19 protein-coding genes are annotated in these 16,733 nt (G+C 38.4%); 12 read left to right on the forward strand and 7 right to left on the reverse strand.

Annotation, left to right across the window (positions count from 1 at the left end; all coding sequences use genetic code 11):
• Positions 1–1,600: NB-ARC domain-containing protein (locus TOL9009_RS42765; RefSeq protein ID WP_038298306.1), on the reverse strand; the 1,600-nt coding region annotated here is incomplete at its 3' end.
• A 270-nt stretch (positions 1,601–1,870) separates the two neighbouring features.
• Between TOL9009_RS42765 and TOL9009_RS0135725 the strand changes: the two genes are divergently transcribed.
• From TOL9009_RS0135725 to TOL9009_RS41635, 4 genes are all read left to right on the forward strand, one after another.
• Positions 1,871–2,389, forward strand: coding sequence for a helix-turn-helix domain-containing protein (locus tag TOL9009_RS0135725; protein WP_029638298.1), 519 nt, complete (start codon positions 1,871–1,873; stop codon positions 2,387–2,389).
• A 347-nt stretch (positions 2,390–2,736) separates the two neighbouring features.
• The gene (locus TOL9009_RS44870) at positions 2,737–3,399 is read left to right on the forward strand and encodes a CAP domain-containing protein (RefSeq protein WP_084763454.1); all 663 of its coding nucleotides are present in this window, start codon (positions 2,737–2,739) and stop codon (positions 3,397–3,399) included.
• 400 nt (positions 3,400–3,799) lie between these two features.
• Entirely contained in the window at positions 3,800–5,269 is a 1,470-nt protein-coding gene (locus TOL9009_RS0135735) for a peptidoglycan-binding protein (protein ID WP_029638302.1), read from the forward strand.
• A gap of 251 nt (positions 5,270–5,520) precedes the next feature.
• Complete coding sequence (locus tag TOL9009_RS41635; RefSeq protein WP_038298309.1) at positions 5,521–5,736, forward strand: hypothetical protein; 216 nt, start codon at positions 5,521–5,523, stop codon at positions 5,734–5,736.
• Positions 5,737–5,878: 142 nt separating this feature from the next.
• Here TOL9009_RS41635 and TOL9009_RS0135745 read toward each other — a convergent pair whose 3' ends face one another.
• From TOL9009_RS0135745 to TOL9009_RS49940, 4 genes are all read right to left on the reverse strand, one after another.
• Positions 5,879–6,109 carry a type II toxin-antitoxin system HicA family toxin gene (locus TOL9009_RS0135745; RefSeq protein ID WP_029638304.1) on the reverse strand — a complete coding sequence of 77 codons (231 nt, stop codon included), beginning with the start codon at positions 6,107–6,109 and terminating at the stop codon, positions 5,879–5,881.
• Positions 6,106–6,345: a type II toxin-antitoxin system HicB family antitoxin gene (locus TOL9009_RS0135750; protein WP_029638306.1), complete on the reverse strand. Its 240-nt coding sequence runs from the start codon at positions 6,343–6,345 to the stop codon at positions 6,106–6,108. The genes TOL9009_RS0135745 and TOL9009_RS0135750 overlap by 4 nt, the downstream gene beginning before the upstream one ends.
• Positions 6,346–6,511: 166 nt before the next feature.
• Positions 6,512–7,237 (reverse strand): DNA/RNA nuclease SfsA, encoded by a 726-nt coding sequence (sfsA, locus tag TOL9009_RS0135755; RefSeq protein ID WP_029638308.1) that lies wholly within the window; start codon positions 7,235–7,237, stop codon positions 6,512–6,514.
• Positions 7,230–7,364 carry a hypothetical protein gene (locus TOL9009_RS49940; protein WP_260676012.1) on the reverse strand — a complete coding sequence of 45 codons (135 nt, stop codon included), beginning with the start codon at positions 7,362–7,364 and terminating at the stop codon, positions 7,230–7,232. Before TOL9009_RS49940 ends, sfsA begins: the two co-directional genes overlap by 8 nt.
• On the opposite strand from TOL9009_RS49940, the gene TOL9009_RS0135760 reads away from it, so the two are divergent.
• The 8 genes from TOL9009_RS0135760 (at position 7,364) to TOL9009_RS0135805 (ending at position 14,958) form a co-directional block, all read left to right on the forward strand.
• Positions 7,364–8,125: an HpcH/HpaI aldolase family protein gene (locus tag TOL9009_RS0135760; RefSeq protein ID WP_029638310.1), complete on the forward strand. Its 762-nt coding sequence runs from the start codon at positions 7,364–7,366 to the stop codon at positions 8,123–8,125. The two genes, TOL9009_RS49940 and TOL9009_RS0135760, sit on opposite strands and share 1 nt — an antisense overlap.
• 174 nt (positions 8,126–8,299) lie before the next feature.
• The gene (locus TOL9009_RS0135765) at positions 8,300–8,968 is read left to right on the forward strand and encodes a 2OG-Fe dioxygenase family protein (protein ID WP_029638312.1); all 669 of its coding nucleotides are present in this window, start codon (positions 8,300–8,302) and stop codon (positions 8,966–8,968) included.
• Positions 8,969–9,478: 510 nt separating this feature from the next.
• Entirely contained in the window at positions 9,479–9,919 is a 441-nt protein-coding gene (cynS, locus tag TOL9009_RS0135775) for a cyanase (RefSeq protein WP_029638316.1), read from the forward strand.
• An 84-nt stretch (positions 9,920–10,003) separates the two neighbouring features.
• On the forward strand, positions 10,004–10,327 hold the full coding sequence (locus tag TOL9009_RS0135780) for an MGMT family protein (RefSeq protein ID WP_029638318.1): 324 nt from the start codon (positions 10,004–10,006) through the stop codon (positions 10,325–10,327).
• 293 nt (positions 10,328–10,620) lie between these two features.
• Positions 10,621–11,217 carry a cytochrome b/b6 domain-containing protein gene (locus TOL9009_RS0135785; RefSeq protein ID WP_029638320.1) on the forward strand — a complete coding sequence of 199 codons (597 nt, stop codon included), beginning with the start codon at positions 10,621–10,623 and terminating at the stop codon, positions 11,215–11,217.
• Between the two features lie 52 nt (positions 11,218–11,269).
• Positions 11,270–11,992 (forward strand): molybdopterin-dependent oxidoreductase, encoded by a 723-nt coding sequence (locus TOL9009_RS0135790; protein ID WP_029638323.1) that lies wholly within the window; start codon positions 11,270–11,272, stop codon positions 11,990–11,992.
• A gap of 80 nt (positions 11,993–12,072) precedes the next feature.
• Entirely contained in the window at positions 12,073–13,506 is a 1,434-nt protein-coding gene (locus TOL9009_RS0135795) for a bifunctional orotidine-5'-phosphate decarboxylase/orotate phosphoribosyltransferase (protein WP_029638325.1), read from the forward strand.
• Positions 13,507–13,869: 363 nt separating this feature from the next.
• A complete protein-coding gene (locus TOL9009_RS0135805; RefSeq protein ID WP_029638328.1) occupies positions 13,870–14,958 on the forward strand; it encodes an AI-2E family transporter in 1,089 nt (362 codons plus the stop codon).
• Positions 14,959–15,168: 210 nt separating this feature from the next.
• Here the strand turns inward: TOL9009_RS0135805 and TOL9009_RS0135810 are convergent, their stop codons facing one another.
• Both TOL9009_RS0135810 and TOL9009_RS48635 read right to left on the reverse strand, forming a co-directional pair.
• Positions 15,169–15,789, reverse strand: coding sequence for a hypothetical protein (locus TOL9009_RS0135810; RefSeq protein WP_029638331.1), 621 nt, complete (start codon positions 15,787–15,789; stop codon positions 15,169–15,171).
• 2 nt (positions 15,790–15,791) lie between these two features.
• Positions 15,792–16,715, reverse strand: a complete 924-nt coding sequence (locus TOL9009_RS48635; protein ID WP_051503213.1) for an RAMP superfamily CRISPR-associated protein — start codon at positions 16,713–16,715, stop codon at positions 15,792–15,794.
• Positions 16,716–16,733 lie beyond the last annotated feature (18 nt).

The following is a 16,733-nucleotide window of genomic DNA, read 5'->3' on the forward strand; positions in this document are numbered from 1 at the left end:
GTATGTAAGCTTGCCAAACCGTTAAGTTAGAAAAATCATAGCCACTCAGGTCAACATCAAGCTGCCAGAGTAAATTGAGAATATTACCACCTGCATATCCTGGTTTTCGCGGAGCAACCGACTTCAGCTTTGATAAAAGTTGATTTAAATAGTTTTGCACATTTTCTTGAGTACCCAAGAGGTTTAGTAATTTATCCGCAAGGGGTTTGAGGAGCATCTGAATTTGGGCATTGATGACGTAATCTTTGGCAGTAGCTCTGATTAATGCACAGCTATTATTAAATAGTGCTATTTCCACCGTTTGAATTTCTTGGCATATTTGTTCGATTAAGCGATCGCTAACATATTCCATCACCACTGGTTGTTGAGTAAAATTTCCCGAATTCTTCTCAATTAGTGAGCGCGATTGTAGAGATTCTAAAGTTTCTAATAAATCTTTGAATGAAACAGCAGGAATAATGTCCTCTTGTAACTCTCTAAACGATACCCATTCTCGATTAATTGTCAACCAGTACATTACCTGTTGTTCTAAAGTTGACAAGCGATTAAACTGCTGGTCAAGTAAATCCGAAATATCACCAAAGACAATGGCTCCTTGTTCTAAAAACTGAGCAACATTGCCGTCAAATAACTCATGAATAGTAGTGGCAACAATCTTCAACGCCAAAGGATTGCCTGCATAAAACTCTACCAACGCAAGACATTCGTCTTCTGAGACACAAAAGCCTTTTTCGGTGAGAATTTTCTCACCTTGTACTCCTGTTAAACCAGGCAATCTCAGTGAACGAATCGGAGAGTTTATCCCTTCTTTAATTCTAATTCCTCTGGGTTTCTCCCTAGTGGTCAATACTAGACAACTTTGATGGTTAGTCTCTCCCAAACATCTGAAGAGATGCCCATATCCTTCATATCCTTGGCGATATGTTCCTGCGCGATCGTTACTAGATAGAATAGACTCTACATTATCTAAAACTAACAAACAACGCTCTGCACGTAGATATTGTATTAAACAGGAGATTTTACCGTCTAAGCTCTCTGGTAAAGTTGTTTCTTGTTGATGGGACAAAAAGTTAATTAGGTCGGTCAAAAGCTCATGAATTGGTGGTGCATTACGCAGACTTCGCCAAATAACGTACTGAAATTCGGTTTGCAAAAGCTGTGCTAATTTCACCGATAAAGCAGTTTTACCAATTCCACCCATGCCGATTAAAGTAATCAGTCGGCAATGGTCGTTAATAATCCATTGTTTTAGTGTAGCTAATTCTTCGCTGCGCCCGTAGAAAACTGAGACATCAATTGCCTCTCCCCAGTCTTGATGATTATCAGTGGTTCTTCCTCCAGTATTTTTATCTTGATCTCCAGTCTGGGATGGAACCTCAAAATCCAAATCAGCAATGTCTCTCCACGAGAGTGCCAACTTCTGACAAAGTTCTTCAAAAGTCACATAGTCAACGGGTTTACCAGTTAGGAAGTTGCTAACTGTAGCTAAAGCCAAGCCTACATCTTCAGCCAAAACTCTTTGACTGGGGAAGCCGTTACGCTTGACTGCCAGTTTTACTTTCTGAATCAACTCCTGACGAACCCTGAGCGACCTTGGCATGGCTCGTTTGATTACTATTTATGAATTTTACCAGTAAAGCGTTCAAAGTCAGTCACAACTCAGAAACAAGTCAGTAATCCTCAGGCGATAAGCCAGTATGCAGTGGGTTTTGATGAATATATCAGGTTTGTACCAGGTTTATATCAAGTTTAAACAAAAGGTAACGAAGCATGAGACTCAAGCATCTTTTACTACAAGCCACTAAGTAGAAGGGGTTGCGGGTGATGAAATCCGATCAGGCGACAACTATATTAAATATTAGGAGAAAGTATGAGCAATATTTTATTAATTAATGCTGAAACCAACACCAAAAACCTCTTAATGAAATGCTTGGAGACAGCAGGATTTGAGGTGATTATCACAGAAAATGGTCTGGTTAATGTTCATCTAAAACATGAGAACTTGTCTACTACCACCGAACGTAAAAAATCAGATACTCAGAAGTCCATATTTCCATCTATTCCCCGATTGTGTGAGGTTTTTGAGTTCATTGAATTGAATTATCATCAAAGTATTAGTCTGAAAGAAGTAGCTCAAGCAGTTGGTTATTCTTCAGCTTACTTAACCGACTTAGTGCGACGACTTACTGGAAAAACAGTAAATAATTGGATTATCGAGCGTCGGCTAGCTCAAGCAAGCACCTTACTTTTAGAAACTAACTACTCCGTTGATGAGATTGCTTTAAAAGTAGGCTATCAAAATATCAATCATTTTTATTGTCAGTTTCGCGATCGCTATCAAAATACTCCCCGTGCTTGGAGAGAATCACAGCGTTGTCACGCATCGTAATGATACCCTAAATTATTGCCTTTCTATTAGATGCTAATTAATCAACTAAATATATTATCGCGCATCCTATACTAGATTATGCTATTTGCAAATCTAGTATTTTTTTATTTGAATATTTATGGTAATTTTCAGTTTTCAAGTTGAGATAATTCTGAGAAAATCTTAAATGTTTGACTTAGAAGTTGTTGATGATGATATCTAAAATTTTTTAATTAATAATTAGTATTTTACCTAAAAATAGTTACTTATCAATAATATAAAATCAAGATACTATTATATATGGAAAAAGACAAACAAATAAGTTTGCTTTCCTCTAGCAGCTATTTTGAAATTTTGGAGCGTTAATTATGTCAGTTGAAATCTTTACAGATTCCAATTTCTCTGGAACTACATCAGGTTCTCTCGATCAGGACTATTCTTATATTGGAGATTTTTGGAACGACAAAATATCCTCGATTAAAGTTTACTCCGGCACTTGGGATTTTTTTGAACATGCCAATTTTCAGGGAAGAAGTTTCCGACTTGGACGAGGTGAATATCCCAGCTTTAACAATGAAACGAATGATACTATCTCGTCATTTAAAAAAGTGGGAGAAGGTGGCTCACCTGCTCCGTCAGATAATGGTGTTCTGAAAAGAATCCTTGACCTCACAAACATGGAGCGTGGTAAGGTTGGTTTACCTCCGCTCACATTCAATTCCAAACTCGCTGCTGCTGCACAGAAACACAGCCGGAGCATGGCAATGCAGGACTTTTTCGATCATCGGCAAATGGTGGAGCGAGTCAGAGCGGAAGGTTATCAGTACTCACGAGTAGGGGAAAACATTACCGCAGGCAACCCTACACCAGAAGCTGCTATGCAAAGCTGGATGAATAGCTCAGGACATCGTGCCAACATTCTCAATTCTCAGTTTCGAGAGCTTGGGGTCGGTTACTACTTTTTGGAAAACGATCAGGGTAGCGTCAAATACAAACACTACTGGACTCAAGTGTTTGGCACACCCCAGTAACGCTCAATAGCAGGGCAAACGCACCGTAGCAATGGCAACTTAGATTTACCAGATTATAAATTATTGCAGCAGTGAGTAATTGTTTCGGCAGTTGCTCACTGCTACAATAATTTATAAAGTTTTTCGCATTCATACATTTATCCTGAATAAAGAAACTACAGCTTATATAGAGAGAGAAAAATTATCAGTATCTAAAAATAATTAACTCTCGCTTCTATAAGTTCCGAAAAATAGTTAATTATCAATCCTATTGTGTCGAAATACTATATGTATATAGAAAGGCAAAGAGGGTTAGCAAAGAAGCTGAAACCTCTTTAAATATGTTGAATAATTAAAGATTATTTCTATGATTATTCACTAAAAACTTTCCTTAATAAAATTTTGAAAGAATAAAATCATCATGAATACACATCCTAATGGTGTTTGGATTTGGAATTTGTCAGAAATCGAAAATAACTACCTTGACAGGTTAGTTAAATGCCAAGTTAAGCGCGTCTACCTGAAAGTTTTTGATGGTAAAAGTAGACCCATGTTCTGGAGCCGTCAATGTTCTCCAGAAATAATTAAGGAATTCAAATCTCGCGGTATGGAAGTTTACGGATGGGGATATCATTACGGAACTGATAATATCGCTGAACAAGTATCAGCAGTAAAGCAAGCTCTTGATTGCGGATTAGATGGCTATATCCTTGATTTGGAAAAGGAAGTTGAAGAAAAAAGCACTCACATTTCTGTAGACAAACTTCTGTTTGCGCTTCGTCCTTTGCTCAAGGAAGGTACACTTGGATATACCAGTTTCGGTCATCCTGGACTTCACCCTAATATTCCTTGGGAGATTTTGGACAAGTATTGCGATATAGCTTTACCACAGATTTATTTTGAAAAATTCACTTTCAAGCCTACCACAAAAGAAAAGGTTAAGGATTGTCTAGATGCACATCAGCGCATAGGCTTGGAAAAACCAATTCTGCCGATTTGGGGTTCCGAAAGTGATACACAAAAGCCTGCTACCAAGGCAGAACTTCAGGATTATCTCAATAATTATCCAGGGTCATCAATTTGGCGTCTTCCTAATAAAGGTGAACGTGGAGAAGCTTGGAATTTAACATATTCGTCTTCTGACTTGGAATTACCCATCCTTACCCGTTATCTTCGTCTAGGAGTTGAAGGAGAGGATGTCAAAGCACTGCAAAGAGTCCTAAATGCTAAAGGGTTTAATGCAGGAGAAGTAGATGGAGAATTTGGTTCTCAAACTGAAACTGCTGTGAAGAACTTCCAAAAAGCAACTGGAATTGATGTAGATGGGGAAGTTGGTTCACAAACTTGGGCGGCTCTTGGTGGTAAATTTGAGAACAAACCGCCATCAGACATTCGTGCTAAACTCGCCGATTTTGCTGAACAGGAAGCAGCTAAGAAATTGGTATGGAAGGGACCAAATAGTGAAGCTGAGAAGTATCTCAAGCCTTTCCGGGAACCTATGCAGAAATTAGGTCATATTGGTTCTGAACCAGTCTTTTATAACTGGTGTGCTGCGTTTGTAACTTATTGTTGCCGGGATGTAGGAATTGAGATCCCAATTATTCCTGAAGGATTCTGGGCAACAATGGCTTTAGTTGAATCTTGGAAGTTTTGGGCTAAAAAGAATGGGTATTGGTATCTAAAAGGAAGTATCACTCCTCAACGTGGAGACATCGTTGTTTTTGATTGGCAAAGAAACAATTCACAACTAGATCACATAGGCATTGTTAGGAGATACACAGCTGGAAGTTCTGAGATTCAAACCTCTGAAGGTAATCACAGCGATGATAATATCACCGGGAACTTTACCCAAAACATGGCAAATGTCGCAGGATTTATCAGAATAGGCTGAATTACAGCTATTAATCCAATACGCTTGGTTTAAGCCCAAAATACGAGCGTTGTAGGAAGTATGAGGTTCAAACAAGCAGAACCTGATGTTCCAATACGGTTCGGATAAGAAAATTCGATAAACCAAAAACCTTGTAGAGACGCGATATATCGCGTCTCTACATACCCTCAATCACCACGAAAAATCCTTAACCGAACTGTATTGCCTGATGTTCAACAAAACTTAATTTCTCAAAATTTAGGAGAACCGTAATGAATACTATGAAGTTTCCACAATTTCAAGGAACATCAAAAGAAGGGGATTTTCAATCTGCTCTTTTGGAAGCTAATAAGAAAGCGTTAGAAGCTTTAAGCATAGGCACTTCAGATCAACGCATTGAATGGAAAATCATTAAAATATCAGGTAGCCAAGGTGGATTATTAGGAGAGAACACGATTACTGTGACTATAGAAGCCGAACCACATTAGTGCGATCGCGCCATTATTTGCTTATTCAACCTGACCTAAAAGCGATCGCTACATTACAATTTATTTGACAATCGCGCAATGCGATCGCCGATCTTGTCGGTTGGGTTGAGTACCGACACCAAATAATAAAATTACACCTAATTTATTTTCCCAATAACTCAAAGAAAGTTTCCTTGTCAATACCAATATCTTGAATCATGCCTATGAGAGTCCCTTGTTTTAGGTCTTTTCCGGCATGAATAGGAACAACAACCCTTTGTCCATGACTATCCTTGTAAATAGCATGACTCCCCTTTTGACGATCAAGATAAAAACCTAAATTTTCGATGACTTTGATAAATTCTTTCGCTTTGACACTGGGAAAATTACTCATGCCAAGATACTTAATGGCTTAACAATTAAATCCTCTTTAGGAATTGACTGATTATCAGCCCTTAAACTTTCAATATATAATTCAATAGCTTCTGTAATATTCTCAATGGCTTCTTCAAAAGAATCTCCTTGAGAATGACAACCTTTTAGGACAGGACAAAAAACGTGATAACCTCCATCTGATTCTTTTTCCAGAATAACTGTGTAATTGTAAATTTGTTTATTGTTATTTTCCATGTGTTTTCAGTTTTTTGACGATCTATCTGCTTTGAACTTAGACTGATTCCATAATAAAGGCTTTTAGATTATGTCGATAAAAGGAGTGCGATCGCTCGTCGGTTGGGTTGAACCATGAAACCCAACAACTCAATATTTACACATTCAAGGGAACATTAAGTAATTACTAAAATTTGCATTCTGCCAAACCCAAATACTGAATGCCTTCTGGAGTGACTTGAAAACGACAGGGTAAAACTTCTAAACCGAGAGCGATCGCTTCCCGCAACAACTTACCATATACAGGGTCAGTTATATCACCAGGGGCAAAATGCGTACAATCGCCCCGATTAATAAAGTAAAGCATTACTGCACGACTTTGGGGCAACAACGCCATCAATTCTCGCAGGTGCTTTTGCCCTCTTGTTGTCTCCGTATCGGGAAATAACGCCAATCTTCCTTCCGCGAAAGTTGTGTTTTTCACTTCTAAAAAAATCGGGCGATCGTCATCACTTCCTGTCAAGAAAAAATCAACTCGACTTTTTTTATCTTGCCCATAAACCACCTCACCCCGAATTTGGCTATATCCACCCAATTCCGGAAAAAGGTATGTTGTCAAAGCTAACTTCACCACCCGATTTGGCAAAACAGTATTAACACCTACCCAAGTCGGTTCGTTATCATCTACCTGAATCAATTCCAAAGTATAAGGCAATTTACGCTTAAGATTATCACTTAAAGATAACTGCACCGCACTCCCAGGAGTGGAAACCCCAGTCATTGGTCCTGTATTCGGACAGTGCGCTGTTACTATTTCCCCAGAAGCAAGTTGAATATCTGCAAAAAAACGCTTGTAACGCTTCAGCAAGATACCAGGATATAAAAGCGGGTAGCGGTAAAGCCAATCATTCATCATTGTATGGGGCATTGGGCATGGGGCATTGGGCATTGGGCATTGGGCATTGGGCATTGGGCATATAGATTGATTTTGCAGTAATTTTGCATAAGGTAGCTAAAAATCGATAATAAGCGATAACCAATGCGTGAAAATCAACTTAAACAAAAACTCAAGCGTGGTGAGGTTGTCCTCGGTCCATTTATGAACTGTGCTTATCCTGCGTTTATCGAAATCTGCGGACACGCAGGATTTGATTTTGCGGTGATTGACATGGAGCATGGAGCCTTGCATACACTGGCTGCGGAAGACCTCTGCCGTGCGGCAGATTGCGTCGGAATTGCCCCAGTGATCCGCATCAGAAAGAATGACGCACCGCAAATTCAAAGAGCGCTTGACATTGGTAGTGCTGGGGTGCAAGTGCCGCAAATTGAAACGAAATCTGATGCTTTATCTTGCGTTAAGGGAGCCAAATACAGCCCTCTCGGTTCGCGGGGACTTTCATTTGCCACGCGATCGGGTATGTACACAGCAGCGGGAACGCAAATCACAGACAAGTTAAACGAAGAGTCTTTGGTTGTGGTTCATGTCGAAGGTCAGCGCGGTGTGGAGAACATTGCAGAGATTGTTAGTGTACCGCACATTGACGTTATCTTTCTCGGTCCCTACGACTTATCGCAGTCGCTGGGTATTCCCGGTCAGGTAAGAGATCCGCGTGTTATTAAGTTGATGCAGCAATGCGTCACTATTATTCGCGACTCTGGCAAAGCAGTCGGCACCTTTGCTGACAACCCCGAAGTTGCCAAGCAGTGGATTGATGCAGGAATTCAATACATCGGGCTGGGTGTGGATGTGAGCATCTTCTTAAGAGCCTGTGAGAATTTAGTCAACGCAGTCAGAACGTGACGACGAAAATTGTAGAGACGTTCCGGCGGAACGTCTTTACAGCGGTTAGACATATCATAAAATGTAAATTTATGTAGTCTATTTGACGACATTTACTAAAAAAATAATTTATACTTAGTGTTATAAATCTCCCAAGAGAAAAATTGGGAAAGTCTCTGCAATCAGGAAAAGATGATGCAAAAAGTATCGGAATTCATGCAACTAGAATATGCCTTTATGTTTACATTGCGAAAGGTAAATTCTATAAATCCAGAAGGTTTCAAGCAATTTTTTAACGATTTGCCTCTAGACCCTTATATTAAAGGTAACTATCGCTCTAGAAGGTTATCTCGTTTTATAGTTTCTGAGAAGAAATTAAGCAAATTACCTCATGGCTACCTTTTTCAAAGCAAAGAATACAATCCATTAGTGGGTGATGTTAAAAGAGAGTTTGCAGAATTAGATGATGCATTAATAGAACTTGATATTTTTAAGTATATGGTTTTGGCATTTAGTGATTCTTGTAAACTTCACCCAGAAGCCGAAATAGGAGTTCATCAAATTAGAACGACTTGTTCACCAAATAATTTAGGAAATCCCGCACCTGAAGGTATTCATCAAGATGGTACTGATTTTATCGGGATATTTTCTGTTGCTAGAGAAAATATTCAAGGTGGAGAAACGCATCTTTACACTGCTAAAAAAGAAAAGCCTGTTTTTAATAAAATTTTGAATTCTGGAGAATTACTATTGGTTAATGACCATGAATTTTATCATTTTACTACTCCGATTAAACCTCAGACTGAGGCTCAAGGAACAAGAGACGTTTTTGTTTTAACTTCTCCAAGTTTGCTTTCTAATTAATTAAGTAGAAGTATTGAAAATTTTGGCGTTGCTGATTGAGAGGATGAAAGTTTCGCACACTCGTAGCGAAGAACAATTGATTGTCGTTTAGAGGATGTTTGAAAAGTCCTGTTGTCAGTATCAAAACCTTCTAAATCCCCCTAAATCCCCCTTGAAAAGGGGGAATTTGATTCCGGTTCCCCCCTTTTTAAGGGCAGGGCTGTTTCATTCCCTAAAAAGCTTGCAAATGCAAGCCTTCAGGAGATGGAAAATAAGCTTTGCACTCAATGTTTCGTATCCCAATCGTCAAAATTTCATCACTTTTGCCCAGATATTTATCGCCAATGATCTTGACAAAATCCTTACCTTCTCGAATGAAACAGCCCTGCTTTTTAAGGGGGGTTGTTCGGATCAATAAGTGCCTAAAATCACAGTTAACCACTTTTCAAGCAACCTCTTAGTAACGCCCAAATTTTTTCACTGATGATTTACACTGGAAATTGAACCTCAGATTCTATATTACAAACAAACATGTCTATTTCTGAAATTACTCAAAAACTTTTAGCAGCAAAAGAAGACAAAGGATTAACTTTTGCTGAATTAGCACTCCGAATGCAACGTAACGAAGTATGGATTGCTTCTGTAATTTACCGTCAAGCGAGTGCTTCACCTGAAGAAGCACTCGTATTAGTTGAGGCATTAGGGCTTGATGCGGACTATGCATCATATCTGACGAAATACCCGATAAAAGGTAGTGATTCTATTGTTCCAACTGACCCTTTTATTTATCGGTTTTATGAAATTATGCAGGTATATGGACTTGCACTGAAAAATGTAGTTCAAGAAAAGTTTGGTGATGGAATTATGAGTGCTATCGATTTTACTTTGGATGTAAGCAAGGAAGAAGATCGTTTGGGCGATCGCGTGAAAATTGTCATGTCAGGTAAGTTTCTCCCTTACAAAAAATGGTAATTATCACTAGATAAAAAGCGCTCTTTGAGTAATAAGCTTCATCATCTCTACAATGTGATTTGCCAAAAATGATATAAAAGATAAATGTCTAAGTATGACAACATATATGAGATTGTGCGCCAAATACCAAAAGGTAGAGTGGCAACTTACGGACAAATAGCAGATTTGGCTCATTTGTACGGAAAAGCCCGTTTAGTCGGTTATGCTCTCTATCAAGTTGATATCAGTTTATCAGATATACCTTGGCATCGAGTAATTAATGCCAAAGGGGAGATATCCCATTCAATGCAGCGAAATGGTACAGATTACAAACAGCGATCGCTTCTGGAAGAAGAAGGAATAAAATTTAATTCTGAAGGAAAAATCAATTTGCGTGAGTATCTGTGGCAACCTGAACATACTGAATAATTTCATTCACATATTGCACCATACGTCAACAGGCTGGAAGCCTGCGGCTATACGAACGAAGTCCACCTACGTGGACTACAAAACGTCTAAATTATCTAGCCTCCGAAGGGAGGCTTTGTTTGTATAGCCTCACCCTTCCAGGGTGTAGGTGCAAAATATGATTATAGTTCAAAATTAGTCGCAGACTACTCCCCTCAACGGTAGGATGGAAAAAGCAAAGTGAGTATTATCCAGCCGCAAATCTGCTGAGTAATGCTTAACACACCGAAAAGAAGATTTAACAATAAATATCTATGGATTCGACAGTTCCCCCTAAAAGTCGCAAATTACCAATCCAAGCAATAGGTGCGAAAATTTTCCATTCTTGTAATATCATTAGTTTGTTTATCATGCTCACTAGTGGGCTACAAATTTACAACGCTAACCCTGTTTTTGGCGGACGTGCAGGTTTACATATTCCTCCCCTATTTACTTTAGGAGGTTGGCTTGCGGGAGGCAGGCATTGGCATTTTGCGGCAATGTGGTTATTTTCGTTGAATCTATTGTGGTATGGAATTTATGTTTTAATCACCCGCCGTTGGCGACATCGCTTTGTAAATATAAATGATATCAAAGCATTACAAAAAACTCAAAACTCGAAGCGTTTAAATTATGCTTGGCATCGCATCGTTTATACAGCTATTATTCCCATTTTACTGCTGGCTTTATTTACAGGAATAGGCATGTATAAACCTGCCCAATTCTACTGGATTGTTGATGCATTTGGCAGTTGGGAAGCATTAAGAATTGTTCACTTTTCTTCAGTACCAAGCATTATCCTATTTGTAATAATTCACCGACATTTAGGGCATAAAGTTGGAGGGGAACAGTTGACTGATTCGATGTTTTGAGTTGAATAGATAAATAGACGGTTATTCAGACAAATCACAAAGGACTAATTTTATGAATTTAATTCGCGTACCTAGTTCTCAATTAACACGCCGAAAGTTTTTACAAGTTTCGGGTATTTCGAGCATGGGTTATCTTCTTAGTAGTTGCGGCACACCGTTATTTAGTGATGTTGCAAGCAACCTTTCTGAACCGTTGAATGAGAAGGTTGAAACATTAATATTTAATCCCCAAAAGCCTGTACCGGAATTCTCCAAGAGTGATATTAAACCGGAGGAGTTGCTAGTTAATAGTTTTCAAGGTACTCCAATTATTGACCAAGCAAAATTTCGCTTAATTGTTGATGGTGATGTCAATAAACCTCTCAACTTGAGTATGGCAGATATTCAGGCTTTGCCGCTAACTTCGATGATTATTCGTCATGTTTGTGTTGAAGGTTGGGCAGCAATTGTGCAATGGGGTGGTATACGTCTGCGGGAACTTATTGCCCTTGCCCAACCGAAAACAAATGTCAAATTTGCTTACTTTAAATCTGCTGATGGCTATTACGAAAGTTGGGATATTGATTCAGTATTGCATCCCCAGACTTTGTTAGCTTATCAGAAAAATGGTGAACCTTTGCCATCTGAAAATGGTGCCCCGTTACGTTTAGCTTCGCCAATTAAACTTGGTTATAAGCAGAGTAAATGGGTGACTAAGGTTACTTTGATTAGTGATTTGCCAGCGATGAAAGGTTTCTGGGAAGATCAGGGTTATGAATGGTATGGAGGGTTGTAGAAAGTTATAAATTATAAGTTATGAGTTATGAATTAATAACTCATAACTTAGTTTTGTTTGTAATGTTTTAAATATTTAATATGAACTTTTTTGATAAATTGAATCAGGCGATCGCCCAAAATCAAAGCTTACTATTTGTTGGGCTTGATCCTAATCCAGAAATGATGCCTGCTCGCTACAACTCTGATGATATCATTTCTAGTTTATGGGATTGGTTGCAATTCATTATTGCCGAAACAGCCGAACAAGTTTGCGTTTATAAACCCACACTCGGATTTTATCAAGCTTTGGGTATTTCTGGTTTAGAATTACTGCAAAAAACTTTAGCATCTATCCCGGCTCACATTCCAATTATTTTAGATGCAAAACACAGTGATTTAAATACCAGCACAATTTTTGCCCGTACTGTGTTTAGTGAATGGAATGTGGATGCAATCACTCTCAGTCCTTATGCCGGACAAGATAATGTCGCACCGTTTTTGGTTTATCCTGGTAAAGCGGTGTTTATTTTATGTTGTACTTCTAATTCAGCCGCAGAATCTTTACAACAGTTTCCCACAGCGGAAACACCCTTTTATTTGCAAGTAGTAAAAGAATCAAAAAATTGGGGTACTCCAGAACAATTAGGTTTAGAAGTAGGAACAACAAAGCCTGAGATTTTTGCTCGCATTCGAGCAGATGCACCAGAACGAATTATTATGGCTCGTAGTATCTGGGCAGAAGGTGGCAACCTTAATCAAGTCCTAGCGGCTGGTTTGAATAAGAATGGTGATGGTTTGCTGATTCCTGTTCCTCAAGATATGTTGAGTTCAACAGAATTATCTCAAGAAGTCCAGTCTTTAAATACCCAAATTAATCAGGCAAAAACTGAAATTATCCAAGATGTTTCTAGCTGTTCTCTATGGTTGCCAGATGTTTGTTTTTTGGATCAACATCCGCAACAAGATTTAATTTTGCAACTTTATGATATCGGTTGTATTATGTTTGGCAACTTTGTCCAAGCATCGGGAGCCACATTTCCTTATTACGTCGATTTACGCAAAATAATTTCTAATCCGCAAGTTTTTAATCAAGTTATTATTGCTTATGAAGAAATTTTGGTCAAGCTAAATTTTGATAGAATAGCAGGTATTCCCTACGGCTCTTTGCCTACTGCTACTGGTTTATCTTTGCGTCTTCAATGTCCGATGATTTTCCCTCGTAAAGAAGTGAAAGCACACGGAACCCGCAGGGTAATTGAGGGTGATTTTCATCCTGGGGAAACAGTTGCGGTAGTTGATGATATTCTCATCAGCGGTAAAAGTGTTATGGAAGGGGCTGAAAAGTTAAAATCGGCAGGATTAAATGTGAATGATATTGTCGTTTTTATTGACCATGAACATGGTGTAAAAGACAGATTACGAGAAAATGGTTATCAAGGTCATGCGGTTTTAACTATTTCTGAAATTACACAAACGCTGTATCAAGCTGGACGGATAGATGATGAGCAATTTTCAGCTTTGAAAGATGTATAATATCATCTCCGTTTAATTAACAGTAATAAAAATATCGTAACGCCGTAGAGACGTTCCGCCGGAACGTCTTTACACTGTAAGCCCTGGCGACTAGAAGTCGCGGCTACACGAACGAAGTCCGCCTAGCCTGCGGCAACGGCAAAGCCGAACGCGGACTAGAAAAATCTAGTGTTTTGAAGCCTGCGCTCGTCTGGCTTTGTATTTGAACCAGCGGCTTTCAGCCTAAGTGTAAGCTACAAAATCAATGGTTTTGTCTGTGTAGCTGCGATTTCAATCGCCTTTGTTTGATGAGGGCTTTTATATCCTAAAATTTGTAGGATGGGCAATGCTAATTCTAAATCTGCTAATTTTGAAGTTTTAATTATGACTGTTTCATTCAATCAATTACTTAAATGGTTAGTTATAACGCTGCTATTTCCTTTAATCTTTCTCAATGGTTGGCTACTATTTCGATTTTTTCAATATTTTCAACCTTTGGTGACAACTTTTGTTTTGGCAACTTTGCTAGGATTCATTTTGAATTACCCCGTTTCAATTCTTGAGGAACGTGGAGTTAAGCGTGGCTATGCGATCGCATTAGTTTTTTTCTCTAGTATTATAATTTTAGCTGCTTTGGGTGTTATTTTGGTTCCCATTGTATTAGAGCAATTTCATGAAATGGTTCAACAGCTTCCGCAATGGATTGATTATAATAAGCAAAAACTTGATATTTTAAATGATTGGGCTATCAATCACAGTTTAAAAGTAAATTTTCGTCAAATATTTACGCAAATAACAGACCAATTGCCTAGCGAGTTCGAGTTTATCGGAGACAAAATTTTTAGCGCTATTTTAGATGCTATTGATAGTATTTCTGAGACGTTAATTACAATAGTGCTAACTTTTTATCTTTTAGCCGATGGAAAGAGAATATGGGATGGGATATTTAAAAAGTTACCTTTGAGTTTTGGTCAGAAGGTAAGAGAGTCAATTCAGGAGAATTTTAAAAATTATTTAATTGGTCAGGTAGCTTTGGCTTTGCTGATGGGAGTTTCACTGACAATAGTGTTTTTGATTCTCAACGTTCCCTTTGCTTTACTCTTTGGTTTGGGAGTAGGAATTTTGAGTTTAATTCCTTTTGGTGATGTGGTAAGTCTTGCGGTGATAATTTTAATAATAGCATCGCATGATTTTTGGTTAGCAGTAAAAGTTTTTGCTGCATCTGTTGTAGTTGACCAGTTAATTGACCAAGCGATCGCTCCCCGTCTTTTAGGTAGTTTCACAGGACTTAGACCAATCTGGGTGTTAGTTTCTTTGCTAGTAGGAACTTATATTGGTGGGTTGTTGGGATTGTTGATTGCTGTACCTGTAGCTGGTTTTATCAAAGATGCGATCAATAATTTTGCTTCTATGGCTGATTATTCAGATAATGTTGATGGTAAGGAAAAATCACTCTTAAATGTTAGTGAATGATGGGGATACTTGCATCAGACAGCGATCGCATTAGACATCTGGTAGAAAAGAGACGTAGCATTGCTACGTCTCTACAAGAGTTTCGGGCAACGCATAATTAATTTAAGGTTTTTTTTCCAAATCATTCTGTTTCACCCCCAATCACTCTTGCAGTTCCATTAGGGTAAGATGAATTCAAAGGGGGTTAAATTTGATTGGAAAGATAGAATATTAGGCACTTACTAAATTATGTAGTTGTTTTTCGCATTCTTGGAAGATGAAATTTACAACAGCAAAGAGTTTATCTAACTCCTGAATAGTATAAAAAGTAGTATTTAGAGTAAAAACATCTCTTTCTAATTTGCCAAATTGCCAAGTATTACCATTAGACACAATTCCAAAAACAGTGATATTCATTTCTTGATTAAGACCTCTTGCTGCAATCATTTCTACTAAACATTGTGCCCAGCCTGTTTCAAAATTATCTTGCTTTGCTTCAACTAAAATAAAATAAGGTTTATCAAAAACTATTTGACCCAAAGGAGAGCGTTTAGCAATTATATACTCTGGAAAACCTGAGAGTTTTTCATCATAGTTGAAAGATTGATGGCTCCAGATTGTGAGTTTGGTTTTATACTTCTTCCATACTTCTTTTAAGACTGGATAGATTAAATTCTCACATATTGCAAACTCTGAGTTGGAAAAAACTCCATCCTGCATTACTTCATTTAAGTCTTCTCGGAAGTAATCAGGAACATTAAAGGGTGTTTCTTCAATAAAGTTAGCTTTGGTATAAGTAACTTGATATTCTTTGAGAACTTCACCGATGATTTTGAAATTACTAAAAGCCATATTTACCCCTTCATCTCAGTGCTAGTTTTATTTAATTTACTAGTTGTCAGCTTATCAATTAATTGTTGTACCCAATGGTCTTTAAATTCCCGCGCATCCTCATAAGCACTTTTATCACCCATCACCAATTTTTTGAGATAATCAAGTAATAAATGTGGTTGGTCTGGGGGATAATCAAACCAAAGCATCTCACCAATATCTAGTTTAACAGCACCCAAACCGCGCGATCGCCCACCACCGAGGGGTATTTGTTCGGTTTCAAATTGGTGTAAACCAATCATCAATAATCCTAATTCCCATTCCTCGCTATTTTCGGCTATTGCTTTGAATTCAAATTGCGTTCCTGCGGGTAGTACTTGGAAATCATAAAGTTTTCTGTCTGCTGCGGTTTCGGTGTCTCTGTCAATTGATACACCATCGCGTTTAGCTGTGTCTGAAAACCACGAACCATCACCATCGGGACATCCCGAAACAACATAGGATTTTGGTGCGTTGGCTATTCTTAATAATGCTTGTTTTAATCTTTCGTGAAAGCAGGTTTTTCCGGTGTTTGCAAATCCACAAATTGCTACTTTGATATTAGCTGGATTTTCTTCTCTGCTGATATCTAAAATATCGCCAATTTGATATTTAGGATTCTTGCTAACGGTGATGACATATCTATCTAAACCTTTATCACCTTGCTTGGGGTCAAAAAAGGCGATCGCACTATATATTTCCCCCAATTTATACCCCAAAACCTGGCTCACCAGCACCGATGCGCGTCCGTTAATTTTGATTAACTCACCACCTGGTAATTCCCCGGATGCGATCGCTTCATCCAATCGCAATACCACATCACGGACTATTTTGTCACCGGTCGCTAGTGTTTCCCCAAACCCAACTTGTAAAACATCGCCTTCAAGATTAATGTCATAGGTAGTCATACAACTTACTGCTAGTTA

The organism is [Scytonema hofmanni] UTEX 2349 (assembly GCF_000582685.1).
GTDB lineage: Bacteria > Cyanobacteriota > Cyanobacteriia > Cyanobacteriales > Nostocaceae > Hassallia > Hassallia hofmanni.